Raw genomic sequence first — 26,642 nt, 5'->3', positions numbered from 1 at the left:
AACGCTCATCCGCCACTCCGTAAGGCTGAAAAACAACCTTAAAGCAGGCGAATCTGGGGGGAAGCGCCGAAACCCCCACCGTAACGCTGAATTTCAGCGTTAACGAGCGCGAAACGTCCATCCGCCACGCCATAAGGCTGAAAAACAACCTTAAAGCAGGCGAATCTTGGGGAAAGCGCCGAAGCACCCACCGTAACGCTGAATTTCAGCGTTAACGAAAGCGAAACGCCCATCCGCCACGCCGTAAGGCTGAAAAACAACCTTAAAGCAGGCGAATCCTGGGGAAAGCGCCGAAGCACCTACCGTAACGCTGAATTTCAGCGTTAACGAGCGCGAAACGTCCATCCGCCACGCCATAAGGCTGAAAAACAACCTTAAAGCAGGCGAATCTTGGGGAAAGCGCCGAAACCCCCACCGTAACGCTGAATTTCAGCGTTAACGAGCGCGAAACGTCCATCCGCCACGCCGTAAGGCTGAAAAACAACCTTATAGAATGTGTTCTATAAGTTTCATTGCCGAGGGTGTTAAGCGATAACCGCGAATACGCTGCTTACCTTTGCCAGAAGCTTGTATAAGTTCTTTCTCTAACATGATTTTCAAAATCCGTCTGGCTTTCTGACTCTTCACGGAGAGTATCTGACAAACATCTTGTGGGGTCAGGGGTCTGTCCAAGGCCCAAGTGAAACGGATGATTTCCTTCTCCATATAATCTAAGGCATAGATTGACTGAGTGCTTCCGCCAAAGAAGCGGCCCATAAATTGCTGCAACAGTTGTATACACATGCGCGGCTGGTCTTTGATATCGTCGAATGAGAACCGAAGGATTTTCCATCCATCCATCATCAGGTGATTTTGGCGGATCCACTGGTCGGAAAATTGTCTGCGACTTATTTGGGCAGAATGCGAACCATAACCATCGATCTCAATAGCCAGTTTTAGTGCATGCCGAAGGAAAGCGAAATCGAGAAAGCGCGTGCCGTCACGGAAGTCTTTTACTTCGTACTCAGGGTGAAGGTCATTAAAGTTGCCAAACGCAGGCAACCAAATCTGGCTAAGAAACAATCGTTCCGCATAACCATGACCCTCACTAAGTCGGCGATAGCGTTCGCCATTCCGTACTGCCAGATGTTGTGAAAGATAGTTATTAACCTGCTCCTGCAATTGATCCCTCAAATAGAAACCCTCCTCTTGGAAATAAATAAGCCGCTCCTCCCAATCAACAATAAAGTTGATCTGGAAAAGCGGCGTGTGCTTCAAGCCGTATTTGTTATGAATTTGATATGATATGATTATATTACCACAAAATAGAAATAAAAGGTTCTCGTTTCGGAGCGGATTCTAACTCGTATGTCATCGGCCATCCGATCATACGAATAGCCCGACCAAGTTCGGGTGGATTTGTCGCAACCGCGAAATTCGGGGAGAATGCAGAGAGTAGATGCATAGTTGACACATCACCAAATATCCTATATAATTTAAAAATTGATTGAAATGAACCATACAACACTTAAAACCAAACCTCATTTACCCCACACGAACGATTAGCGAGAAGAAAGTAACCCCCTCTCCTTGTTTGTTTTTCTCCCAATGATGCAGTACATCAGCTCATTTATGGTAAACCCGAGGCAACGTAAAGTGTTTCGGAAGCAAGTGTTTGTTAAGCAATTCGCACTGGCGCGGTCATTGGAGCCGCAAGGATGGAAGAGAGGTAGGGCTTTCATTGTTTTGATTCCAACACATGAATTTTGCAATTTCATAGAAATCAATAATAGCTGTACGAGATATAGCTGTAGCCAAATCGTTGTCGGCCTGATGTCATCAGGATCGGGAACGATTTTTTGCATACTGGTGAAACCAGTTGGTTTCCTTTACAATTAGACCCATTAGATCAAAAGACGAGGTGCAACACGGATGAGCGAGCATCGGTTTGAATTAAAAGCGGCGTGGTTCGGAGGCTTGGATGGGACAGGCCATCTCCTTTCGGGACAGCTGAACACGGCCATTTCGGTACCGAAAGAACTAGATGGCCCAGGTGTTGGGACGAACCCGGAGGAACTGCTTTTGGCCGCTGCGGCAACCTGCTATCTGATTACGCTCGGCATGCTGCTGAAGCGCCAAGGGATTACTGCGATTGAACTGAACTCGGAAATCTTGGTTCAAAGCACTCCGGCCATGAAAGTGGAACAAATCATTCATCGTCCGCGCATTGCAGTGCCTTCTCATACTTCCCATGAGCAATTGGACAAAATAAGAAAAGCTGCTTACCGGGCAGAGATGACCTGCATGATCAGCAAAGCGCTAAAGGGGAATGTTGAAGTCTCCGTGGAACCAGAGATCACGCACCAATCCGTGGAGTAGAGGATTTTATCCCTCTTGCATGCAAACCTATCCCTGATCCAGAAATTCAGGCTCATTTATAATTAATAGGTAGGAACGAACAGGCGCCAACGCTCGGAGGTGCCTCATTTTGTTTGGAAGGAGCCATCTATCACGCATGAATTTGAACAAAAAGGTATTTATCGGCTTCTTACTGTTTATTATTATCCCTTTATTTGTGCTAGGCTCGGCCGTGTATACCGTGTCTCAACAGTTGATTGAGAAGAAATATGGCGATTTGACAGAGGTTACCTTGCAAGCGATTTCCCGGAATATTTATTACATGTTCAAAGAAGCGAATTATTTCTCCGATTTCTGGATGGTCAAAGACGGGATTCAAGGCATTTATCGAACCATGGATGAAGTGAAACCGAATGAAGATGCGCCCTCCTCTTATGATTTAAATACATTTGATACGTTGCTCCGGGGGTCCATTCTGACGTATTCACCGATCCAATCCGTGGTTATTTATAATAATGTAGGCAAATTTTTTAGCGCAGGACGAACCAGCGGCAGTGCATTGCCCTGGAAAGCATTGAACAACAGCACGGCCTTCGAGCAAATCAAAGTACTGAATGGGAGTCCGCTATGGATCGGACCTTCTGAGCATAAAGAGTTCGGGAGCGGGCGAGGAGAATTTTATCAAGCGCGCATGGTTAAAGATTTCTGGACGATGGACAATTTGGGGTACATGCTGCTGAAATTTAAATTTAATGAGCTGGACCAGATTTTCAAATCTTTTAATACGAATGAAGAAAATGATAAGCGCTACCTACTCGTCAATAAGAGCGGGCTTATTCTGTATGATAATAAGCAGCATTTGGAAGGTGCGAATGTGCTTCAGCTATTGCCCGGGAAATTGGACCTGGGGCAAGACAACCATAGCTTTCAGGCTTACTTTCAAAACGAGAAGAGTTTAGTCTCCCTCTATCATTTACAGATTAATCAGATGGGTGTACAGGATTGGAGTGTTGTCTCGATCACCTCATGGAAGTCCGTAGCCGGTGAGATTGAAACCATAATGAAGCTGGTGGCTGGCATTACATTTGTCTGTTTGTTTTTCGCTCTGGTCTATAATTTGGTCTTCGTCCGCCGCATTATTCAATTGATTTTGCGTATGCTTTCTTCCATGAAAAAGGTGGAACGCGGAGATTTGACGACACGCATGGAAGAGAGCGGGAAGGACGAGACGACTGCGCTAGCCCGAGGATTCAATAGTTTGGTCGTACGGGTGGAGGATTTGCTTGATGAGGTCAAACGCCAGCAGGATCGTAAAAATAAGGCGGAGCTGATGCTGCTGCAAGCCCAAATCAAGCCGCATTTCTTGTTTAATACACTGGAATCCATCAATGTGCTGGCGATTCAGAATCAAGGCAAAAAAGTAAGTCAGATGGTGTATCGACTTGGCAATTTGCTGCGGATCGGGATGGAAAGCCGGGAAGAGATTACGTTGAAGCAGGAGCTCGAGCATCTTAAGAGCTATTTGGAGATCCAGGAATTCCGTTTCGAAGATCAGTTCCAGTATGAGATTGATGCGCCTCCTGAACTGTTGGATTTCTACATATTAAAGCTGACACTTCAGCCTTTAGTTGAAAATGCGATTCAACACGGCTTTGAGCCTATTGCGTATAAAGGTTTGATCACGATCAAGATTGTAGATGAAGATGAGCGTATTGCGCTGTATGTGAGTGATAACGGTATCGGCATCAGTGCGGAGAAATTAGCGAAATTTCATTATAAAACAGAGCTTGAGACTCCTTTTCACGAAATAATGGATGCCAATGAAGAACGCAGAGGACTTGGGGTCAGCAATGTAGCCGACCGGATAAGAATCCAGTATGGCGAAATCTATGGCATGTTTATTTGCAGTCAAGAAGGGCACGGTACGACGATGAAGATCGTGATCCCAAAAAATAAGGGGGAAGGCTTATGAGACTCAAGGCAATTTTGGCCGATGATGAGCCTAATATTTTACGGAATTTGCAGGCAGTAATCCCTTGGGATGAACTTGAGATTGATATTGTGGGCACAGCCAAGAATGGGTTAGAGGCACTGGAACTTTGTGAAATGCATGTCCCTGATATAGTGATGAGTGACATTCGAATGCCGCTGATGGATGGGATAACGTTTGTGCAAAAACTGCGTGAAATCAATGAGGAATGTACGGTGCTGATGGTCACCGGGTATCAAGATTTCGAATATGCGCGTTCTTTGATGCGGGTGGGTGTCAGTGATTACATTTTAAAACCCATTAATTATGAAGAGTTAGAGAATAGTATTAACAAACTGGCCAATGAAATGAGAGAGAGAAAGATCAGTCATCTGGAGGAACAGATGAAGTGGGGCAAAATGAAAAATTTGGCCTATGAGAAGATTTTGCAGGATGTCTTGATGAATTATACGGAAATTACAACGCATACGCTTCTGCCGATCGATAATATGGATCTTGAAACACTGACTTATCTGTTCGCTATGATTGATGTTGATAATTATTCGCAGAAATCGCTTCCTTGGACCGAACAGGAACGGAAGCTTTGGAATTTCGCTGTGCGCAATGTGCTGCAGGACTCTTTGACAGATGAGCAGTTGAAATTCTCTGTCCTTCAGATGAGGGAAGGGGAATGGTGCCTGCTGATCCAATGGGAGGACGCGGATGAAAGCCAAGTGCAGGCGAAATTAAATGAAATCGCGCTGCGGCTGCAAAGCAACGTATTGCAATCCGTGAAATTAGGGATCAGTGTCGGATTTTTTCCGGTAGCCGTAGGATTGCATCAATTGTCGGAAACGTACCGCAAGCTGCAAAGATTTTTTCAGCTGAATCTGGGAAAACAGCAATGTGTGCTGATCTATAAGGAATCCAAAGAGCTTTCGGATGCCAGCAATTCGCTGTGGTTTCTGGTCGAGGAGATTGTTGCTGGGCTGAAACAGTTGAACCGCGGCAAGACCGAGGATGCCTTGAATCGTCTGAAACTGCTGCTGGAAGGGCTGCCTGACAGTTCATTTGCCAGAGCCTATCAGATGCTGCATTTTCTCATTCTTCACCTATTGCGGGAACTGCGGGAAATGAATTCTGTAGACATTCACGAAGAGGAGCAGATTTGGCGTCTATTGGACAAGAGTGAATGCATTCAACATCTGCTTCAGGTCATGGTTCAACTGGTCGCGATCGGTTTGGAAGGAACGAATAAGAAGAAAAATAGCGAGCTGCTAATGGCAGCTGCGAAGGAATATATTCGAACGCACTATGCCAATGATTTCGGCATTGAGGATGTTGCGAGTTCTCTTGGGATCAGTTCCAGCTACTTCAGCTTACTGTTCAAGCAGTATTTTGGAGAGACATTTGTTGAGTACGTCACCAAGCACCGGATGGAACTGGCTAAGTCGATGCTGCTGCTCAGTGACAAAAGTATTACGGAGATCGGGAAATCGTGCGGTTATTTGGAGCGCCGTTATTTCACGAAGGTTTTTCAGAAATTTACCGGTGAAATTCCATCTGAGTATCGAGATAAGCGCAAAGATGTGAAGTAGAGAAATTTGCCCCTTAATAAGAAATTTGTGGGTCTACAGAGCAAAGATCCGATATTTTATACTTAGATGGCAAGCCCAAAGGAGTTCAATGAGATGAGAACTAGAGCGTTGATTTCGGTTGCTGGCGCAATAGCTGCAACATTCATCGTATCAGCTTGCAGCGGTTTAAACTTGAACAGAGAGCAGAATATCCGCAATACGGGTGACTCGGCCAATCGTCAAACTCAGAAAGTGGAAACGGTTATGCTGACCATTCGCCATACGCAAGTGAAGGATACGCAGAAGAAACGGCTGGCGATGCTGCAGGAGGTCGTGAAAGCAACCGAAGCGAAAGTACCTGGCCTGTCTATTACCTTGGATGGGGTTGAGGACAAAGTCAATCGTTTCGAAAAGCTGAGATCTGAGATGGCCGCGGGCAATCCACCAGAAATATTTGACCTGTTCGGCGGCACCGATACGAAGGATTATGTCAAAGCCGATCGGCTGTTGGATCTGACTCCCATACTAGGTGAGCTAGGATTAATGGATAAATTCTATAGTTTTGAAGAGTTTACTGTTGACGGTAAAATTTATGGCATTCCCATGGCTGGTTATGTTGAAGGCTTGTATTATAACAAGAAGTTGTTAGCGCAGGCCCAAATCGCTCCGCCGCGAACCTGGGAGGAACTGCTGGCTGCCGCGGCAGCGTTTAAAGCGAAGAAAGTGACCCCATTTGCCGTAGCGGCCAAGGATTCCTGGGTTATTAATATGATGAGCAACACGATGTGGGTGCGGACTGCTGGCAGCGATACGATAGAAGGAATCTTGGATGGCAGCAAAAAATGGACGGATGCGAATGTTGTTGACGCCTTCGAGAAGTATCATTTGTTAGTGAAAAATGGCTACTTCCAAGAAGGAAGCTTGGCCTTGTCCTATGCCGAACAGCAAAATAAATTCAGCAGCGGCGAAGCGGCTTTCATGTTCGATGGCAGCTGGGCGAATACGCCGCTGTTGGATCCGGAGAAATCAGCTATCGTGCATGATGTCGGGTTTATGAGTTTTCCTTCGATGGGAGGCCCCGGCGATGGCTATATTAATGGCGGTTGGTCGAATGCATATGGTTTCTCCAAAAAAGTGACGCCAGCCCAGCTTGTGGCAATCAAAGAATTTATTAGACAAATGTATAACGAGCCTATGCAAAAAAGACAGCTGATTGAGGAAGGCATGCCTCCAGCTATGAAACTTCAGGACACCAGCAATGTGAATCCGCTGATTACCCAAATCTTAACCGTGTTTGCAGACAGCAAAGGCGCTTTTCCGGCCTTCGATTCCCGTATTCAGACGAAGGTGCGTGAAAAATTAGAGCGTGGTATGCAAGAATTAATCGGAGGCAGAACGAATCCTGCTTCTCTCATGAGTGAAATACAGAAGCAGCAGGAAGCTTCGAATAAGGAAGAAACTCATACCAGATAATAGGATAATGCATGAATAAAATAGGTAAGAACCCGTGGGCTTACGCCATGTTTACGATTCCGACACTGGTGTTAATTTCTGTGTTCTTTCTATACCCATTGATGATGTCTCTGCGGTATGGCTTCACACAGTGGAACGGAATTATGCCCGCCCGTTTTAATGGTCTGACGAACTTCGTGACCGCATTTCAGGATAAATATTTTTGGATAGCGGTAAGAAATAATATCACGTTTATATGCTTTTCAATCGGGGTACAGATTCCAGTGATTGTCTGTCTCGCACTCTTGGTCAGCAAAGTCAGACGCGGGAAGAGCCTATACAAAACGATGATCTTCCTCCCTACGATTCTCTCAACGGCTGTTGTCGGTGTCATCTGGAGCTTCATCTATCATCCGCAGGCTGGGCTGCTCAATCAAGTGCTGGCAACGATTGGATTAGCCGCTTGGCAGCATGTTTGGTTGGCAGAAGCGTCAACGGCGATGCTCTCCATTTTAGTTACAAATGCTTGGCAATGGATTGGCTTCTATGTTGTCCTTGTTGTTTCTGCCATTTATACCATCCCTAAGACGATTCTGGAGGCTGCTGAAATCGATGGGGCGGCCGGCTTTCGGCAGACTTGGTGGATTACGCTTCCTTTATTGCGGCCGATCATCATCGTCATGATGCTGCTGAGCATGATCGGAGCGATGAAAGCTTTGGACATCGTCTTCGTGATGACTGGCGGGAATCCATACGGCATCACCGAGGTCATGGCTACTTATATGTATAAAAAAGCATACCGAATTGGGGAGTATGGCTTTGCTAACAGCATCGCTCTGCTCATTCTGTTGTTTACGGGAATACTGACCGCCGTATTTGGCCTGTTGACAGATAAACAGGAGGAGGTGCGTTATTGAAGGGAAATCCTTTGCGCCGTGTCTTCCCGCATGCTGTCCTTGCGATTTATATAGGAATTAGCTTGTTTCCATTACTTTGGGTGTTGAATTCTTCTTTCAAAACGAATAAAGAGATTATTGCCTCACCCTGGTCTTTGCCGCAGGAGTTGCTGGTGGCGAATTATTGGAATGCCTGGACAGGTACTCATATCAGTCAATATTTTATGAACAGCTTGTTTATTTCAGTTGTATCCGCAGTCGTTACGCTTACGTTGGGAACAGCAACCTCATATGCCCTGACCCGAATGAAGTTTGCAAGGATAAGTAAAGTGATAGGACGTGTGCTGCTGCTTGCCCTGATTGTTCCTGTTGGATCACTGCTCATCCCTTTGTTGCTGCTGCTCAGGGATTTGCAGTTGTATAATACACCGCTTGCTTTAATTCTGCCCTACATAACGATGGGGCTGCCCTTGACTGTGTTTATGGTGAGCGCGATGATGAAATCGATTCCGAGTGAATTAGAGGAAGCGGGAATCATGGACGGCTTATCGATTTATGGCATTCTATGGCGCGTCATTGTCCCCTTGGCAGGACCGCCTTTGGTTCCCGTATTTATGCTCGATTTTCTCAGCAACTGGAATGAATTTATGATGGCTAATTTATTTTTGACCAAAGAGAAGTTTCGGACACTGCCTGTCAGCATGGTAGCCTTTTATGATCAATTGAATATGAACTATGGTTCTTTGTGCGCAGCGATTATGTTTAGTCTGATTCCTGTTGTTCTTATTTATCTGATCGTACAGAAGCGTATCATTGCAAGTGTTAAAGCCTAATCACCTATATCAAGGAGCGTGTCATTCATGTCATTGTCATCTACTAACTCACATCAACCCTTAACTTTGCGTCAAAAAGTAGGTCAATTGTTTATCTGTGGCTTTGAGTCCTTGGAACCGAATGAAGCTATTACTCAATTAATAGAAAAATACGGCCTTGGCGGTGTGATCTATTTTCGGAGAAATGTGAATGATGCGCATCAACTCGCCCATTTGTCGAATGACCTGCAAACGCTGAGTCAGCAAAGCGGCGGACAACCCTTGTTCATTGCGGTAGACCAAGAAGGCGGGATGGTATCGCGCATTGAAAAAGGAGCGACGCTGCTTCCAGGCAACATGGCGCTCGGGGCCGCTTTTGCTCCAGCAGGCGTATATGCAAGTTCGAAAGTGATGGGGAAGGAACTTCGCCAAATGGGTGTTAACATGAATTTCGCGCCTTGTTTGGATATCAACAATAATCGTTTGAATCCCGTCATCGGCGTGCGTTCTTATGGTGAAACCGCAGCGATTGTGAGTGATATGGGAACACATGCGGTGAAGGGCTTGCAGGATATGGGCGTAATTGCTACGGTTAAGCATTTCCCAGGTCACGGCGACACGTCGGAAGACTCGCATCATGATCTGCCTGTTGTGCCCCACAGCATGGAACGGTTGATGGAGCTGGAGTTAGCCCCGTTCGTGAAAGCGATTGAAGGTGGCGTAGATGCGATTATGACCGCTCACGTGGTGTTCGCTGCGCTTGAGGAGAACGGCGTTCCCTCTACGTTGTCATACCGTATTCTAACGGAATTGTTGCGTGAACAACTTAGTTTCCAAGGACTGATTGTGACCGATTGCCTGGAAATGAAGGCGATCTCTGAGGGAATCGGCGTCGCGGAAGGCGCTGTTCGCGCTATTGAGGCTGGATCGGATATCATTCTCGTCAGTCATAGGCTTGATCGTCAAGTAGCGGCGATCGAAGCGGTCATAGCGGCCGTTGAGAGTGGACGTATTCCAGAGTCGCGTATTGATGAATCGGTACTGCGTGTTATGACTTACAAATATAAGCGGGAAATTAACTTCGCCTCGCTTGCTCCAGTTCCGACCGAACCGATTTCTACTCCGGAGCATCAGCTTCTGGCCAAAGAGCTTAGCCGCAAAAGCATTACATTGGTCAAAGATGAAGTTGGCAAAGCACTTGATCTGAATGAGCCTACATTGGTAATATGGACGGAAGTACAAACAGGAACAGAAATCGATGAGGTTGTTGACCGCCAAGGGACGTTGGGCAGTACGCTTGCAGAAATCAGCGGAAAATCCGTTGATGAGGTATACTTAGGATTGTACCCGACAGATACGGAAATTGCAGGTGTTCTGGAAGCTTGTGCAGGCAAGAAACAAGTGGTTATCGTGACCTACAATGCCACTTTCTCCACTGGACAGACAAGCTTGGTCAAAACCTTGGCGCAAAAGGAAGGACTGCATTTCATTGTAGCTGCAGGCCGCAACCCGTATGATTTACTTGAGTTTCCTGAAGTGAAAACGTATTTGGCTTGTTACGAAAATCGTCCATTGGCGATGGTGTCGCTTGCGAATGTACTGCTGGGGAAAGAAAAACCGGTTGGACGACTGCCTGTTACGTTATCGGAACAATATCCGATTGGCTGGAGGCAGTACTGAGGTCTGACGGTGAACAAGGAGAGCGAAGAGATGAGTGGGGAAGAGAAACAAGATGGAAGCCTACGCGAATATTATGTAGGCGTTGATTTGGGCGGCACGAAGATGTTGGCCGCTCTCGTTGCAAGCGATGGCAGCATCATCGCGCAGGAAGAGATTCCCACCTTGGCGAAGCAGGGGGCGGATTCGGTTCTCGATCGGCTGGGCAGCCTGATCGAGGGCTTGCTCGCGGCGTCGCCCGGCGGCCGCGGCATCGTTCGCGGGATTGGCGTTGCCACCGCGGGCACGCTGGACACGGCGAAGGGTGTCGTCACCTACGCCTCGAACCTCGGCTGGCGCGACGTTGCCGTCGCCAGCGTGCTGTCGGACCGCTTCGCATGCGCGGTCCGGCTGGAGAATGACGCCACCGCGGCTGCGGCTGGCGAATGGCTGGCCGGCGCGGGCGAAGGCTCGCCGGACTGCTTGTTCGTGACGATCTCCACGGGGATCGGCGGGGGCATTATATCCGGCGGCCGCTTGATCGCCGGAACGAACCACAACGCAGGGGAGCTTGGTCACATTACCATTGATGGCAATGGGATGCTCTGTCCCTGCGGGAATGTGGGGTGCCTGGAGCTCTATGCGTCAGGCACTGCGATAGGCCGTCGCGGCGCTGAGCACGTGCGCCGCGCAGCCGAGGGCGCCAGCAGCCACGGCGCCCTCGCGCGGCTCGCGGGAGGCGACCCGGACCGCGTCGATGCGCGGTTGGTCGCGGCTGCAGCCGCGGAAGGGGATGCCGATGCAAGCGGCATCCTGCGCGAAGCAGGACGAGCCCTCGGCATCGGGCTCGTCAGCATCTTCCACCTGCTGAATCCGCAGGTGGTCGTTCTTGGCGGCGGCGCTTCGCATATCGGCGAGCCGCTCCTGGCTCCGATGCGCGAGATCATCGAGGAGCGCTGTCTGCCTTCGATTCGCAGTCAAGTGCGATTCGTGGCTTCTGCGCTAGGCTCCTCGGCAGGCGCCGTAGGCGCAGCGCTTCTGATGACGAGAAACGATAACTGACTTATTCATTTGTGACTAGTCATATGACAAATGGCACTGTACGATAAACATCTTTTTCGATAAATTAGAAAAGGTTATGAAACTTCTTTCTTCCTGGCACGCAGGTTGGAGGTCAAGTTTGATAAAGCAATCTAATCTCGAAGGGGTGTTTTTCTATGTCTCAAGGTGCTTCAAGCGGCGCGCCGACGATGCGGACTTTTTTCTCCAATCGTTTCGTGCAGTCGATTATGCTATCAGGTGTTTTTCTCCAAGTGGGGATTTGGATTCGCAACTTTGCGATTCTTCTTTATGTCACGGATATGACCAATAATGATCCCAAATCGTTATCTTTAATTTCAGTTGCCGAGTTTGCGCCAATATTTATTTTCTCCTTTATTGGTGGTGCTTTTGCGGATCGCTGGAGGCCTAAGTTGACGATGGTCTGGTGCGATATTCTTAGCGCCGTGTCCGTTTTTATTATTATGATTACGTTATATTATGGGTCATGGAAAGCGATCTTTTTTGCCACGTTAGTATCGTCGATTCTATCCCAATTTTCCCAACCATCCGGGATGAAGCTGTTCAAAGTTCATGTGCCGGACTCGCAAATGCAAATGGGAATGTCGCTTTATCAGTCCATGATGGCAATATTCATGATTTTAGGCCCTATTATGGGGACATTCGTCTACTATCATTTTGGGATCGAAATAGCTGTAGCGATTATGGGCGTATGTTTCCTGCTCTCAGCATTGATGCTTATGTTCTTGCCTGCCGATCGGAAAGTAGAAAAAGGAGCAGAACCGCGGACAACGCATATCTGGGCTGAAATGGGGCAAGGCTTCCGTTACGTGCTCAAGAACCGCATGCTGGTTACTTTAGGCGGCTGTTTCGCGGTTGCGGGACTTGCTATTGGATTAATTAGTCCGCTTGGCCTTTATGTCGTAACCGAAAATCTGGGGCTGCCCAAAGAGAATCTGCAATGGTTCATGGCTAGCAATGGGATTGCGATGATCATCGGTGGCGGCGTTACCATGGTTTTCTCCAAAAAAATGCTCCCGCAAGCCATGCTGACTCTAGGAATGGCAGTAAGTGTGGTCACATTCGCTGTCATCGGAACGACGCATCTTCTTTGGTTAGCGCTTGTCATGCAATTCCTCTCTGGATTTGTTATGCCTGCTATCCAAATTGGCATCAACACGATGATTATGGGAAATACGGAGGAATCTTTCGTCGGACGTGTTAACGGAATCTTGAATCCCCTGTTCATGGGCGCGATGGTTATCACGATGAGTTTGGCCGGAACGCTCAAAGCGTCCTTCTCCTTGGAAGCCATTTACTTCACAGCAGCAGCGCTGTTTGTTGTTGGTGTGCTAATCATGCTGCCTTCGTTAAAATATAAAGCCAGCGCTGCTCCTCAAGCTGCTAGTGAATAGAGTTTTCAGAAAAGAGTCCTCTGGGCTCTTTTTTGCTTATAGCCCGTGTGCGCGGCAGACGCAGATGAGCTGTATTTTAAGTTCGAGTACCAGTCAAGGTACAAACGTAAGTACCGGTCCAGGTGCCGGTCCGAGTACCAGTCGGGTGCCAATGCCAGGTGCCGGTCCAAGTACCAGTCGGGTGTCAATGCAAAGTGCCGGTCCAAGTTCCAGTTCCTCCAGTCACGCGGATCGTAGATACGCTAATTGTGAACAAATCCCAAAAATTGTGTTCTCGGGGAACTACGATCCGCGAGGGGAGGAAGTTCCGTATAATTACGGAAATAAGTGATCTACAATCCCTGGCAGGAGGTGTCCTGCATCTATCGCGCGCCAAATCCCACTTGTCCCACCAATAGCAGTCTCCAGAGACTCGTATAACTTCAATTAGCTAGTGTTTCGCGTTACCTGAGCCAGATAACAGCCTGCAAAGACTCCTATTCCGCGCCAAATCCCACTTTTCCCGCAAATAGCAGCTTCCAGAGACTCGTATCCCTTCAACTTGCTAGTATTTCCCGTTACTTGAGCCAGATAACAGCCTGCAAAGACTCCTATTCCGCGCCAAATCCCACTTGTCCCACCAATAGCAGCCTCCAGAGACTCGTATAACTTCAATTAGCTAGTATTTCCCGTTACCTGAGCCAGATAACAGCCTGTAAAGACTCCTATTCCGCGCCAAATCCCACTTTTCCCGCAAATAGCAGCCTCCAGGAGTCTGTCCGACGAAAAGAAATAACTAATAAATATGCAGAACTCTGTAATACGAGGAGAATAAACGTGTATTTCCAGCGTGTTTCGACCTATAAATCCAACGTTTTTTATTAAAATCAAGATGTAAACTCCCTTGTATTGAATATATCTGAATAAATATTCATCAAAAGTATTCCGTCGGACAGACTCCCAGAGACTCTTATCCTTTCAACTAGCTAGTATTTCGCGTTACCTGAGCCAGATAACAGCCTGCAAAGACTCCTATCATGCGCCAAATCCCACTTTTCCCGTAAATAGCAGCCTCCAGAGGCTCTTATTCCTGAGGCGTTGGCTTATGCGAGAGGTCCCGCCGCATACACCATCCCGCAAATAAAAAAACGCAATTCCGTCATCCGGAATTGCGTTTTTTTATAAGAACGGAGCGCCGGCTTCTTTGAAGGCGAGCTTCATTTCCGGGGTGATTGTGGAGTCGCTGATGATGCCGACGGTTTCTTGGACTTCGCCGATGACGAAGAGCGAGCTGCGGCTGAATTTGGAATGATCAGCGACGAGGTAAGTTTCCATCGATTGCTTCATCATGCGGCGATTGGTTTCGGCTTCGAGCTCGTTATAAATCATCATGCCGCGAGATAACGAGATGCCGTCTACGCCCATGAACGTTTTGCGGATGCTGAGATTCTCGAGCGTTGCGTTGGCAAGAGGACCAGAAAGCTCGAACGTTTGGGTGCGAATCACCCCGCCCGTGAGAATGAGCTGCAGACCTTGGGTCCCGATAAGCTCATAGGCGATATTCACCGCATTCGTGATGACGGTAAGGTTTTTGAATTGGTTCAACTTTTTGGCGATGAAGGTGGTTGTAGTTCCACCGGTCAAGCCGATGATATCGCCATCTTCAATGTAGTTCAGCGCCTTGTCGGCAATTTCTTTTTTCTCATCGGTGTAGAGGTCCATTTTGTTAAAAAAGGGAACTTCGACCTTCAAGCTCTCAAGGACGGCACCGCCAAAGGTGCGAATGCAGCGTTTCTCTTGCTCCAGAATTTCAAGGTCCCGTCTGGCTGTGGCTTCCGAAACAGCGAACTGCTGTACAATATCGGTCAAGGCAATAGAGCCCTTATCTTTAATGGCTTGCATAATGGCATCTCGACGAATGTCTGTCTTTCCCATGGTACCTCCTTAAAGCTTTCCTGGAGGAAAGCGAATGCAATCTATTTGTCAGCAGATTCTGCTGGGTAGAACTCTTCATGAATGAGATAACGCTTACTTCTATCTTATCATGCAGACAGATAAGTCGTCCATTAAGTGGTATTTATCAGTCATCCGTATTTTCCGGCAAATGCTGAGAAATTGATATCATATTAAAAAATTTAAGCCGCAAATCATAAGATTTTAATATGTTAAATGGAATGAGAAGTAGGCATTTCCAGATGAAAATCTTATGATCATGCTATGAAGTAAAGCGTTTACATAAAAAGGGTGAAAGGAGCTAATCCATTGCGTCAGGCAGCTTTAGCAGTTCGAACTGGTTATCAGGGAAAGAGATCCAAGAAGGGTTTTATGTATGAGTTATGGAAAAATGGATGGTATTACACGATGGCGTTGCCAGGCTTGCTTTTTTTTATTGTCTTTAGTTATATGCCTTTGCCGGGGATCATCATTGCCTTCAAAGATTATCGTTTTACAGATGGCATTTTCGGAAGTAAATGGGTCTGGTTTGATAATTTCAAGTTTTTCTTCAGCAGTGAGTACGCCTGGAAAACGACATTCAACACACTGTTTATTAATGCAAACTATATCCTTTTCGGTACGTTTTTTGCGGTTGTATTTGCACTGTTACTAAATGAAATAAGAAACGGACTTTTGAAAAGACTGTATCAAAGTTTAATGTTTCTGCCTTATTTCTTCTCAGCGATTGTCGTTGGCGATTTCGTGTATTTGATATTCAGCACCAAATTTGGCATAGCGAATCAATTGCTGTCTCTTTCCAGCAAAGCGCCTATTGATTGGTATTCCAGCGCGCAATATTGGGTGTCGATTCTGGTCGGTGTATTCATCTGGAAAAATACTGGCTATGCTGTCGTCATGTATCTGGCAACTATCGTAGGCATCGACGGTGAACTGTATGAAGCCGCTGCCCTTGATGGGGCAAACAGGTGGCAGAAGATCCGCTTCATTACGCTGCCCTTGCTAGTCCCGACAATCATTATCCTTACGCTGCTATCCGTAGGCAAAATGTTCTATGGTGATTTTCAAACGATCTATTCGATTGTTGGCGATAATGGCTTGCTATTTGCTACGACAGATGTCATTGACACTTATGTCTTCCGGGCGGTCAAATCGGTAGGCGATATCAGTATGCCAGCTGCTGTAGGGCTCTACCAATCGGTTTGTGGATTCATCACCGTTCTCGTATGTAATTGGGCGGTAAAAAAATATAACAATGAGCATTCGTTGTTTTAGTCAGGGGTGGAGTAGTGAACAACCATGGAAGAATGACGCAACTGCTATTCCATTTGATCTTTCTTGTTTTTTGTATCTTTACGACAATTCCTTTCCTGCTAACAATCATCGTTTCGGTGACTGACGAGAAGTCAGTTGTGCAAAATGGCTATCGATTTTTCCCCGAACATTTTTCATTGGATGCTTTTCAATTGATTTTCTCATCCAGCGAAATTTATCATGCCTATTTGATCTCAGTAACGGTGACGATTGTGGGGACTGTGCTGAGTCTGCTGGTGACTACCATGCTGGCATATGCGATCGCCGTTCCCAAAGTCAAATACAGAAACGTGCTTGCTTTATGTATTTTTATTCCAATGATTTTCAACGCAGGTTTAGTTCCGTGGTATATATTTATAACGAAGTACCTGCATCTCAAAAACTCTATGTTGGCTTTAATTTTGCCAATGCTCGTAAGTCCATTCAATGTTTTCCTGGTTCGCAACTATTTTAAATCCTTGCCTCCGGCATTGGTGGAATCGGCAGAAATTGAAGGGGCTAACCCGCTGTATATTTTCGGTAAAATCATCCTTCCGCTTTCAACGCCCATCACGGCGACTATTGCCTTATTCAGCTCACTGGCCTATTGGAATGATTGGAATTTGGCACTGTGGCTGATTGATAAGCGCGAGTTGTATCCACTGCAGTTTATGTTGTTTCGTATTTTATCAATGATTAACTATATCAGCTCAGGCGGGAATTACGGTGTAGGCAGCACGACGCTGCCAACTGTCACCGCCCAAATGGCGATGGTTCTGGTGACGATCGGACCGATCATCCTGGTATACCCATTTGTTCAAAAGTACTTTATTAAGGGCATCATGATCGGTGCTGTTAAAGGTTAACCCAAAGCTTAATTCATGAGGAGGATCTACATTGAAAAAATTACAAATGAAAGCAGCGAGAGCGGCCTTGATGCTTGCGATATTCATGAGTTTTACGGTTGCCTGTTCCAAAGAGGAGGGAAATAACCCGCAAACGTCTCCTGCGAATGCTTCAGCAAATTCTTCATCAACTGCAGCTAAATCCAAAGCAGAAGGAACCGTGAAGATTGTGCTGCCAGGTGATGCGCCCAAGGATTTGGCTGGCGTTCAGAAAGCTATGGAAGAGAAACTCAAGACAGACGGTTTAAACATTAAATTGGATTTTACGTATTTCCCATGGGATCAATATAACAACAAGCTCAATCTCATTGCCGCTTCTGGAGAGAATTACGATCTTGCTTGGACGCATGTCAGCTGGCTGTCACAAATCGCGGCCAAAAATGTTATCATCCCGCTGAATGATTTGATTGCGGAGCAGGGCCAACAGTTAAAGGCTGATATCCCGGCCGCAAGCTTTGCGAGCGCATCGATTGAGCAGATGATCTATGGCATCCCAACCTTGGTCCCTTCCGCCGAGAACAATAACTTCTTCGTCATTCGGGGTGATTTAAGAGAGAAGTACAAATTGGCCCCGATCAAAACGTTAGCAGACTTTGAAAACTACCTGGATACGATCAAGAAAAATGAACCGAATATGGTCCCGATCGCCAATGACAACACGCGTGGCCTCTTACGGGAATTCGGTGATATCTATTTGCCGATAGGTGATTATGGTGCAGGTCCGGCTTACATAGATCCTGCGGATAAGAGCCTTCAGGTGAAAAACTTCTATGAATCTGAGATTTTCAAAAATATCGTAAAAACCAAAAGAAAGTGGTATCTCAAAGGCTGGTTCCCCAAAGACGCGCAAGAAATCAAAGATTCAGAAGCAGCTTTGAACAATGGGAAAATAGCGGCTACTTGGTCTAATGTGCTGAAAACGTCCGAGCGTATCGATGCTTTCAAAGCAGGCGTTCCTACAGGTACGTTGGAAGATGTGTTTCTGAATCCTGAAAAGCCCAAATATGTCTTCGACGCCGCTTCTAACTTATTGTCCGTCTTCTCCACAAGCAAGAACAGCAAAGCTGCAATCGCTTTTGTCAACTGGTCTAGAAGCAGTAAGGAGAATTATGATTTGTTCTCTTACGGCGTGAACAATGTGAACTACAAGCTCGATGGGAACGCGGTTTCCACACAGGGAATTGCGGATAAGTCGACTTACAATCAAGTGAACTGGGCTTGGGATGATATTCGGATGAAGCGTTTCAGCAAGAATGTGAGTCCCAGCTATATTGAAAATCTCAAAGTATGGGATAAGAATGCCGTTGTGGCGCCAACCCTTGGTTTCAGATTCAATGCAGATCCCGTTAAGTCAGAAATCGCGCAAATCGATGCGGTAGGTCAAGTGTATGTCGGAGTCGCCAATAATGGCTACGTGGAGTATGACGATTTCTACCCTGAGTTTAAAAGCAAATTGAAAGCAGCCGGAATCGATAAAGTGATTGCCGAGGTGCAGAAGCAACTGAATGATTTTGTTGCAAAAAAGGCTGCTAAATAAGCGAAGCTCGTGTATTCCAAATTGACTCTAAAGGGGGCAAGTTGACATGCGGAAAAGCAAGATGTTCCTCCACTTCATCTTGTGTTTGGCGATCATAAGCAGCAATTTCCTAGTGCTGCTCCCAGATGCAAATCGTGTTTATGCTGCTGCAAATAACGGGAATTTGGCTTTAGGTAAGACGGTCATCGCGAGCAGCTCGCTATCCCAGCATCAGCCTAGCTATCTGGTCGATGGGTCGATGGATACGATGTGGTCGACGAGTGATACGGGCTGGCAAACAAGTCCCATAACGGATGAATGGGCAGTTGTTGATCTTGGGGGCAATTACGATATTGCCAGATGGGTGGTTAAGCATGCCGCTTCGGGAGCGCTGATGACAAGCGATTTCCAACTGGAATACAGCGCGAATACCCAAGGCCCTTGGCAGACAGCAGATACGGTCACTGGCAATACCTATAAGGTAACAGATCGCATTCTCACGCAGACAGTTCAAATGCGGTATGTCAGGCTTCATGTGACGAAGAAAACGTCGGACGGGGTTGATTGGCCTGCGGTAAGAGTCGGCGAGTTCGAGCTGTACGGGGCTGAGGTGGTCGTACCTGAGCTAACGGCGGTGCCAGGCTCCGGCACCGTTGCCAAAGGGACGAAGGTCGTGCTTAGCAGCTCGCTTGCCACTGCGACTATTTATTATACGACCGATGGCAGTGATCCCACCTCTTCGGCAAGCAGGCAGCTCTATACGGAGCCGATAGGGATTGATCAGGATATGGTTTTGAAAGCTGTGGCGCTGGATACAGTGAAAGGCGGAGCCAGCCAGATTCAAATTATGACGTATAAGCTCGCCAAGACTACAATTGCCGGCAATTTGACGCTGGGCAAATCGGTTAGCGTAAGCAGTTCGCTAGCCCAGCATCAGCCAAGTTATTTGGTTGATGGCTCGATGGATACGATGTGGTCGACAAGTGATACGGGGTGGCGAACGAGCCCCATAACGGACGAATGGGCAGTTGTAGATCTTGGAGAAAGGATGGACATCGCTAGGTGGATCGTTCAGCATGCTGCCACGAACGAGTTGGCGACAAAGGATTTCCAGCTTGAGTATAGTTCAGGCAATGGAGGCGGCCCCTGGCAAACGGCAGATGCCGTAGTAGGCAACATAGCCAAGGTAACGGACAGAGTACTGCCGCAAGTCATAAATACCCGATATGTCAGACTTCATGTAACGAAGAAGGCTGCGGAAGGCTCTGATTGGCCGGCTGTGAGGATTGGCGAGTTCGAGCTGTATGCGGAAGCAGCGATGATCCTGCCAATCGCGGCTTCGCCGGGCTCCGGCATTATACTTAAAGGGCGAACGGTGACCCTGAGCAGCACGTTATCCACGGCTTCGATTTATTACACGATCGATGGAACTGACCCGATTACGTCAACCAGTCGAATTAGGTATCATGAAGCGCTGGCTATTGAGCGCAATACCAGTCTTCGTGCCGTTGCCATTGATGAAGTAGGTGGTGGCGTAGGCGTACCGCAGACATTCACCTATCAACTGCCTGTGGATGACTTAAGCCAATATGCCAATCTCGCGCTTGGAGCTGCTGCCACGATGACCGTTGAAGCAGGATGGGGTAATGTCGCAGGGCGAGCGATTGACGGCGACAATACGACGTACGCGCAACCGGAGAAATCAGGCCTATGGGATCTTATCCTTGATTTAGGGAAGAAGCAGCCCGTCAATTATGCCATTTTGCGTAAAAATCCAAATCATCAAAATTATCTCACGAAATATACCATAGATACCTCTGATGATGGGCAAAACTGGACGTCTGTTGTCACGGAAAATAATCATACGGATTTGGAAGACCAAGTTCATCCTTTCCCAGTAACGAATGCACGCTATGTGAGATTGCATCAGCTTGCTACTGTCGGCTCTCCTGCCGCCGTATGGGAGTTCAATCTGTTTAACACTTCTACAGCTTTACCTGTAAATACGGATCTAATGCCTGCGATAGTCTCAGAAGGAACAACAACAGGGCTATCGAGCAGCGAGTCTACTGCCAAAATTTATTATACGACCGACGGCAGTGATCCCAGAACATCAGGAAGCAGTCGGTTATATACAGGTCGAATACCGCTGACGGGAACTTCTATCGACTCCACAGTCACAGTAAAAGCCTACGCAAAAGTTGACGGGAAAACGGATAGCGATGTAACGTCTTTGGCCTATCAGGTTATAGCGCTTACTGCCAATCCTCCTGCGGGCATTCTGACTGAGAAGACGGATGTTGCATTATCCAGTTCAATCAGCGGCACTGCCATCTATTACACGACGGACGGGTCAGATCCCAAAAGCTCCGGAACGAAACAGATGTATGTGAAACCGCTTGCCATTACGCAAGATACAGCCATTAGAGCCTATGCGGTCAAAGCTGCGAAGGAGAGCGCCGCTATCACTTTTTCTTACACAATGGTTGGTTACAATGAGATCAATGCAGCACTTGGCAAGACGGCCAAGGCATCTACAGAGGAGCCCGATCATCTGGCGGCAAGTGCCGTCGATGGAAAATTGGAAACGGCTTGGGCAGCTATGGATACAAGCAAAGGCAATTGGCTGCAAGTCGATCTGGGCCAAGATTACGAATTGACCGGCACAGAGGTAACCTGGAAAGAGTCAGGGAAAAGCTATACATATAAAATCGAGGTCTCGAGTGATGCAATGAATTGGTATCCGGCTGTCGATAAGACTAATCAGACGGAACGCAGCCAAGTGAATACGGACCGATTCCTGGATGCAGCCAGACGATATGTTCGGATAACGGTGACGGATTTCGAACTTGGCAGCAAAGCCGGGATTGCTGAGTTTAAGGTGTTCGGATACATCAGCGACGCCATGCCTGTTGTACCTGTAGGGCTTGAAACGAATGGCTGGCCGCGCCCCGTGATTGCTCCTTTGCCTGCAGCCGTTAGCGGCGTGCAGCATCCGATCATCAACTTGAGCGGGATTTGGAAATTCACGCAAACGCCTGTCCAGGGTTTCTGGAAAAATAGCGCAGAGCCCTCGGGATGGTCTGACGCCAAAGTGCCGGCTAACTTGGAAGTGCTGGGGTTTGACATTCGCGGCAAGCAAGGCGGCGATTGGTTTCCTGATCGGAATATAGAGAACGTGTACAAAACGTCGGTCTCCATTCCACAAGATTATCAAGGCAAGAAGGTCGTGCTGCGATTTGAAGCTGCTTTTGATTTCGCCCGTGTGTGGGTGAATGGTCATTTGGTTCGTACGCACCGAGGCGGCTTTACGACATTCGACTGCGATATAACGGACTATGTGAAGCCAGGCGAGGCAGCATGGGTTACCGTAGGCATTACGGCTGAGAAAAACTTCGTGGAATACCAGCATGTCAGAGGTTTGGTAGGAGAAGTGAAGCTGCTTGCGCTGCCCCATGATTATTTGACGAGATTGCAAGCGGATACCTCCTTTGATACAACTTATACGGATGCGACATTGAAGCTCACTGCAGGGATGATGCTGGCAAATACGGAAACAGGAACAGGAACTACTGGAACTGCCAGTTCTGTTGTAGAATTTAGTCTTGTTGACCCTGATGGCAGGCCAGTCGCAATTGATCCTGGTTACATGCAGTTAACTGTGCAGGATTCAGAAAAAACGATCCTTATTCCAGTTAAAAACCCATTGAAATGGGATGCTGAGCACCCTAATTTGTATAAGTTGACGGCAAGCGTCAAGGTGAAGGGGGAGACGGTGCAGACCGTCATTCGCAAAATCGGCTTCAGGGAAATCAAAGTCACAGGGAACAAGATGCTCGTTAACGGGAAGGAAGTCAAACTGCATGGCGTGAATTGGCACCAATCCTCTCCTTTTGTCGGCGTTGCGGTAGACCCGCAGCACGATCTGGCTTCGCTTGCGAAATTGAAAGATGGCAATATCAATTACATCCGTACATCGCATTGGCCACAGTATGAATATGTGCTGGATTACGCAGATGAAATCGGCCTTTATGTAGAGCAGGAGAACTCAGTTATGTTCATCAATGACGCGCGATTGAATGACGCTGCTTATTTGAGTTATTTTATGGGTCAATTCTCGGAAACGATCGAAAAGGATCGGAGTCATCCCAGCATTGTGATCTGGTCGCTCGAGAACGAGAGCGGGTGGGGCTCCAATATTGCTGCTATTCATGACTATGTGAAAAAAATCGATCCAACAAGGCCGGTCAAATCAAGCTTCGGTTTTAATGCCCCTAGCAGCTATAATGATTTGTTCAGTGTGCATTATGTGGGCAACGGGCAGAAGATCGGAGGGCGGGATAAACCAGAAATCGATGATGAGTACGCGCATTTATATGTGTACTATGAAGATTGGTTTAATAACGACCCTGCTTTCGAGGATTTCTATGGTGAAGCCATTAAGCGCTATTGGGATGAAATGTATGCTTCCGAAGGTGCTTTGGGCGGAGCCATTTGGCACTCGCGGGATTTGAACACGTATTGCAAGGATGAAATCTGCGGTTTCCGTGTCAAATGGGGCATTCTGGATTCATGGAACAGGGAAAAACCGGAGTATTGGAACGTCAAGAAGGCTTATTCGCCAATCCGGATTAATGCCAATTCCTTGCCGAATCCAGGAGCGGGCAATGTTATGGCGATTCCGATCGAGAATCGTTATAATCACACGAATCTGAATGAAATCAAGGTGGAATGGAGCTTTGGAGATCAGACAGAAACGATAACGGGGCCATCTGTCGAGCCGATGCATGCAGGCGAATTAGTCCTTCCTGCTAAAGGTTGGAAGCTAGGGGATGTGGTGCATCTCAAGTTTTACCAAAGCGATCGTTTTCAGTCCTCACGACTAGTTGATGAATACAATTTGATGATCGGGGAGAAGACCTTCCACTTCGCCGAGCCGCAAGGCAAAGCCCCTGATATCAAGAAAGATGACACGCAGGTCACCCTTTCAGGTCAAAACTTCAAACTCATCTTCGACAAAGCCACGGGGATGATCACAGAGGGAACGTACAAAGGGGAAAAGATACTTACTGGAGGCCCTTACTTAACTATGGGGTTCACATCCAAGCTTGATCCTTGGAAACTGAGCAGTTTTGCCAGCTCGAGCACAGAAAGTGAGGCTATTATCAATATAGCGGGTTCTTATGGAGGTACCGGGGTGACGTTCACGCTCCACGTTGATGGAACGGGACTGATTTCAACAACCTATACTGTCACGAACCTGCCTTCTGTCTATGATGCTGTGGGCGTAGCATTCGATGTCTCAGCGAATGCAGATAGAATGACATGGGACCGAAGCGGTCTCTGGACTTATTATCCGGTGGAGCAAATCGGAAGAAACGCGGGAACTGCCTTCAAGAGCAAGCTGGCGGGCGATGACAGATACGGGATCGAACCGACTTGGGCATGGTCGCAAGACGAGAAGGATTATCACAAGTATGGGAAAGACGATATCGGGAAACGAGGAACCTCTGATTTCGTGGCTTCCAAAAACAATTACAACTACGCATCTCTCCTAATCGGAGAAACAGGGAAGAGACTCACCGCTGAAGGAGACGGGAATGGCTCTGTTAAAAGCTCTGTCAACGCAGACGGGTCCATACGCTTTCAGGTAAACAATATTTGGTCGCATCCAGCGGCGTTTCCTGGTTGGGTGGAAGCTAATTCGATCAGCAAACCAATCATACTAGCCTCCACTTACACGAATACGGTGAATGTTCGACTGGCGGACGAAGATCGTTTTACAGTGAGTTATTCGGATGTACCGACGTATGCAAGCGATATGAACTGGGTTTCTGCAACGACAGGATGGGGTTCGGTAAGAAAGGATTCCAGCGTTCAGGACAACGTACTTACCCTATTCGATGGAATGGGCAGCAAATCTTATACCAAAGGGATCGGCACGCATGCTTATTCTGAGATCGTGTACGACATTGCGAATAGAGGCTTCGAGAAATTCGAAGCGGTTGTTGGAGTTGATCAGGAAAGCACAGAAGGCAAAGTAGCTTTTCAAGTGTGGGCAGATGGACAGCAGCTATTCGACAGCGATAAGATGGGAATCCGCACAGCAGCGAAGAAGGTTAGTGTAAACATTGTCGCTAAGCGTGAGTTGAAATTAATCGTAACCGATGGAGGCAATGGCAACAGCAGCGATCATGCCGATTGGGCGGACGCCAAATTCATCAAGTCGGCGGCTGTGATCATCCCAAGTTCGGACGCCACCTTGCGTTCCATTGAGGTGAACGGTCAAACAGTGCCTTCCTTTGACAAGAACAAATTCGAGTATCAAGTGGTATTACCAGCAGGTACGAAAGCCATTCCACTTGTAACAGCATCTACCACCGATGCCAAGGCTGATCTAACCGTAAACCAAGCGATAGCTTTACCAGGAACGGCTTCTGTTGAAGTGAGAGCGGAAGACGGAAAATCCGTGAAAATCTATAAGGTTAAGTTCACTGCAGAATCCATTCCGACGGGGCCTGGCGGCGGCTACTCCGGGGATAGCGGATCAGAAGCCACAGCTGCGAAGGGGAAACCAATCGTTAAGGTGCTCGAAGTGAAAGACGGTAATGCTATTGTGAACTTAGATTCAGGTGTCACGGAGGTGCTTATTCCCCTCGAAGACAAGTCGCTGCACGACATGACCAAACTTATTATCCGCAACGAAGACCTGAGTTTGGAAATTCCAAGTGCTGTCATGATGGAGTGGGCTGGATTCGTCAAAGACTTGAACCCAGCGTATGTAAGCTTCAAACTGAGCAAAATCGAGAAGAGTGAAGCGGAGAAACTGCTGAATGCTGCAGCCCAAGAAGCGGTTGCGAAGATCGTATTAGCAGGATCGATGTATGAGCTATCGCTGCAAATTAGTGATCGCGATGGGACGAAGCTGAGGACGCTATCCTCCTTTGCTCAGCCGCTTGTCTTAAAGCTGAAGGCCGGAGAGACGGCAAACAAGGAATTAACCGGCATCTACTCTTTCAAAGATAACGGAGGACTTGAGTTCGTGGGCGGATCAGAGCACAATGGCATGGTTGAAGCGTCGATTCATCATTTCAGCAAATACGGTGTCCTGATGTACGACAAAACGTTTACCGATGTTCCCCCATCCCATTGGGCTGCTTCGGTCATTCAGAGGATGGCGGCTCAAGGTATTATCACAGGCGTAAGCGATAAGGAATTTGCTCCGCAAAGCAAAGTAACTCGTGCAGAATTTGTTGCGATGCTGACGCGTGCTCTCGACTTGAAAGCGACAACGGGTCCGACGACATTCCATGACGTCAACGAAAGTGATCCGTATGCAGGTGCAATCGTGGCAGCATATCAGGCTGGCATTGTAACGGGGAGAAGTGAAACCCTCTTTGCTCCTAAGGATACGATTACACGTGAAGAAATGGCCATCACGATCATCCGTGCCTATGAAGTAAAGACAGGCAAGAAGGCTCCCGCTCTTCCAATGCAGAGCCAATATGCAGATGATGATCAGATAAGCGATTGGGCCAAAAAGGCGGTTGACGCTGCTTCGAACTTAGACCTTCTTCGTGGGCGAGGGGAGAATGAGTATGTACCGCAGGGTGTCACTACCCGAGCAGAGAGCACACAAGTCATTGCTAATTTAATGGGTAAATAAAATGTAAAGTTGGAATCTAAAGCACTTGGCTTCTTGAAGCGGGGAAGTTGAAGTGCTTTTAGATTCGAACAGATGCTTGACGCGATTGAATTATCGGCAGTATAGTTGACATGAGTAATGACATAAATTTACATTGTGAAAACGCTCTCAATTTGGG

Annotated in this window: 15 protein-coding genes; 13 read left to right on the top strand and 2 right to left on the bottom strand. The window is 47.4% G+C overall.

Annotation, left to right across the window (positions count from 1 at the left end; translation table 11 throughout):
• Positions 1-486: 486 nt before the first annotated feature.
• Positions 487-1,173: a putative endonuclease domain-containing protein gene (locus IEY34_RS15695; protein ID WP_229757669.1), complete on the bottom strand. Its 687-nt coding sequence runs from the start codon at positions 1,171-1,173 to the stop codon at positions 487-489.
• Positions 1,174-1,911: 738 nt separating this feature from the next.
• Here IEY34_RS15695 and IEY34_RS15690 point away from each other — a divergent pair.
• The 9 genes from IEY34_RS15690 (at position 1,912) to IEY34_RS15650 (ending at position 13,173) form a co-directional block, all read left to right on the top strand.
• Complete coding sequence (locus IEY34_RS15690) at positions 1,912-2,358, top strand: OsmC family protein (protein WP_189012812.1); 447 nt, start codon at positions 1,912-1,914, stop codon at positions 2,356-2,358.
• A gap of 136 nt (positions 2,359-2,494) precedes the next feature.
• On the top strand, positions 2,495-4,309 hold the full coding sequence (locus tag IEY34_RS15685; RefSeq protein ID WP_189012811.1) for a cache domain-containing sensor histidine kinase: 1,815 nt from the start codon (positions 2,495-2,497) through the stop codon (positions 4,307-4,309).
• Complete coding sequence (locus IEY34_RS15680) at positions 4,306-5,904, top strand: response regulator (protein WP_189012810.1); 1,599 nt, start codon at positions 4,306-4,308, stop codon at positions 5,902-5,904. The genes IEY34_RS15685 and IEY34_RS15680 overlap by 4 nt, the downstream gene beginning before the upstream one ends.
• Before the next feature lie 93 nt (positions 5,905-5,997).
• A complete protein-coding gene (locus IEY34_RS15675) occupies positions 5,998-7,356 on the top strand; it encodes an extracellular solute-binding protein (protein WP_229757668.1) in 1,359 nt (452 codons plus the stop codon).
• A gap of 11 nt (positions 7,357-7,367) precedes the next feature.
• On the top strand, positions 7,368-8,252 hold the full coding sequence (locus IEY34_RS15670) for a carbohydrate ABC transporter permease (RefSeq protein WP_189012809.1): 885 nt from the start codon (positions 7,368-7,370) through the stop codon (positions 8,250-8,252).
• The gene (locus tag IEY34_RS15665; RefSeq protein ID WP_229757667.1) at positions 8,249-9,064 is read left to right on the top strand and encodes a carbohydrate ABC transporter permease; all 816 of its coding nucleotides are present in this window, start codon (positions 8,249-8,251) and stop codon (positions 9,062-9,064) included. Before IEY34_RS15670 ends, IEY34_RS15665 begins: the two co-directional genes overlap by 4 nt.
• A 27-nt stretch (positions 9,065-9,091) precedes the next feature.
• Entirely contained in the window at positions 9,092-10,723 is a 1,632-nt protein-coding gene (nagZ, locus tag IEY34_RS15660; RefSeq protein WP_189012808.1) for a beta-N-acetylhexosaminidase, read from the top strand.
• 30 nt (positions 10,724-10,753) lie between these two features.
• Positions 10,754-11,761 (top strand): ROK family protein, encoded by a 1,008-nt coding sequence (locus tag IEY34_RS15655; RefSeq protein ID WP_189012807.1) that lies wholly within the window; start codon positions 10,754-10,756, stop codon positions 11,759-11,761.
• A 155-nt stretch (positions 11,762-11,916) separates the two neighbouring features.
• On the top strand, positions 11,917-13,173 hold the full coding sequence (locus tag IEY34_RS15650) for an MFS transporter (RefSeq protein WP_189012806.1): 1,257 nt from the start codon (positions 11,917-11,919) through the stop codon (positions 13,171-13,173).
• Between the two features lie 1,158 nt (positions 13,174-14,331).
• Here the strand turns inward: IEY34_RS15650 and IEY34_RS15645 are convergent.
• Entirely contained in the window at positions 14,332-15,087 is a 756-nt protein-coding gene (locus IEY34_RS15645) for a DeoR/GlpR family DNA-binding transcription regulator (RefSeq protein WP_189012805.1), read from the bottom strand.
• 390 nt (positions 15,088-15,477) lie between these two features.
• Between IEY34_RS15645 and IEY34_RS15640 the strand changes: the two genes are divergently transcribed.
• Genes IEY34_RS15640 through IEY34_RS15625 form a run of 4 tightly spaced genes read left to right on the top strand, consistent with a single transcriptional unit; the run spans position 15,478 to position 26,485 of the window.
• Positions 15,478-16,380 carry an ABC transporter permease gene (locus tag IEY34_RS15640; RefSeq protein ID WP_189012804.1) on the top strand — a complete coding sequence of 301 codons (903 nt, stop codon included), beginning with the start codon at positions 15,478-15,480 and terminating at the stop codon, positions 16,378-16,380.
• Between the two features lie 14 nt (positions 16,381-16,394).
• Positions 16,395-17,264, top strand: a complete 870-nt coding sequence (locus IEY34_RS15635; protein ID WP_229757666.1) for a carbohydrate ABC transporter permease — start codon at positions 16,395-16,397, stop codon at positions 17,262-17,264.
• Between the two features lie 31 nt (positions 17,265-17,295).
• Positions 17,296-18,840, top strand: a complete 1,545-nt coding sequence (locus tag IEY34_RS15630) for an ABC transporter substrate-binding protein (RefSeq protein ID WP_189012803.1) — start codon at positions 17,296-17,298, stop codon at positions 18,838-18,840.
• Positions 18,841-18,886: 46 nt separating this feature from the next.
• A complete protein-coding gene (locus IEY34_RS15625; protein WP_189012802.1) occupies positions 18,887-26,485 on the top strand; it encodes a discoidin domain-containing protein in 7,599 nt (2,532 codons plus the stop codon).
• Positions 26,486-26,642 lie beyond the last annotated feature (157 nt).

The organism is Paenibacillus marchantiophytorum, from assembly GCF_014640555.1.
In the GTDB taxonomy this organism is placed as follows: Bacteria; Bacillota; Bacilli; order Paenibacillales; family NBRC-103111; genus Paenibacillus_E; species Paenibacillus_E marchantiophytorum.
Note: the sequence above shows the minus strand (reverse complement) of the source record. Positions and strands in the feature narration are given on the sequence as shown.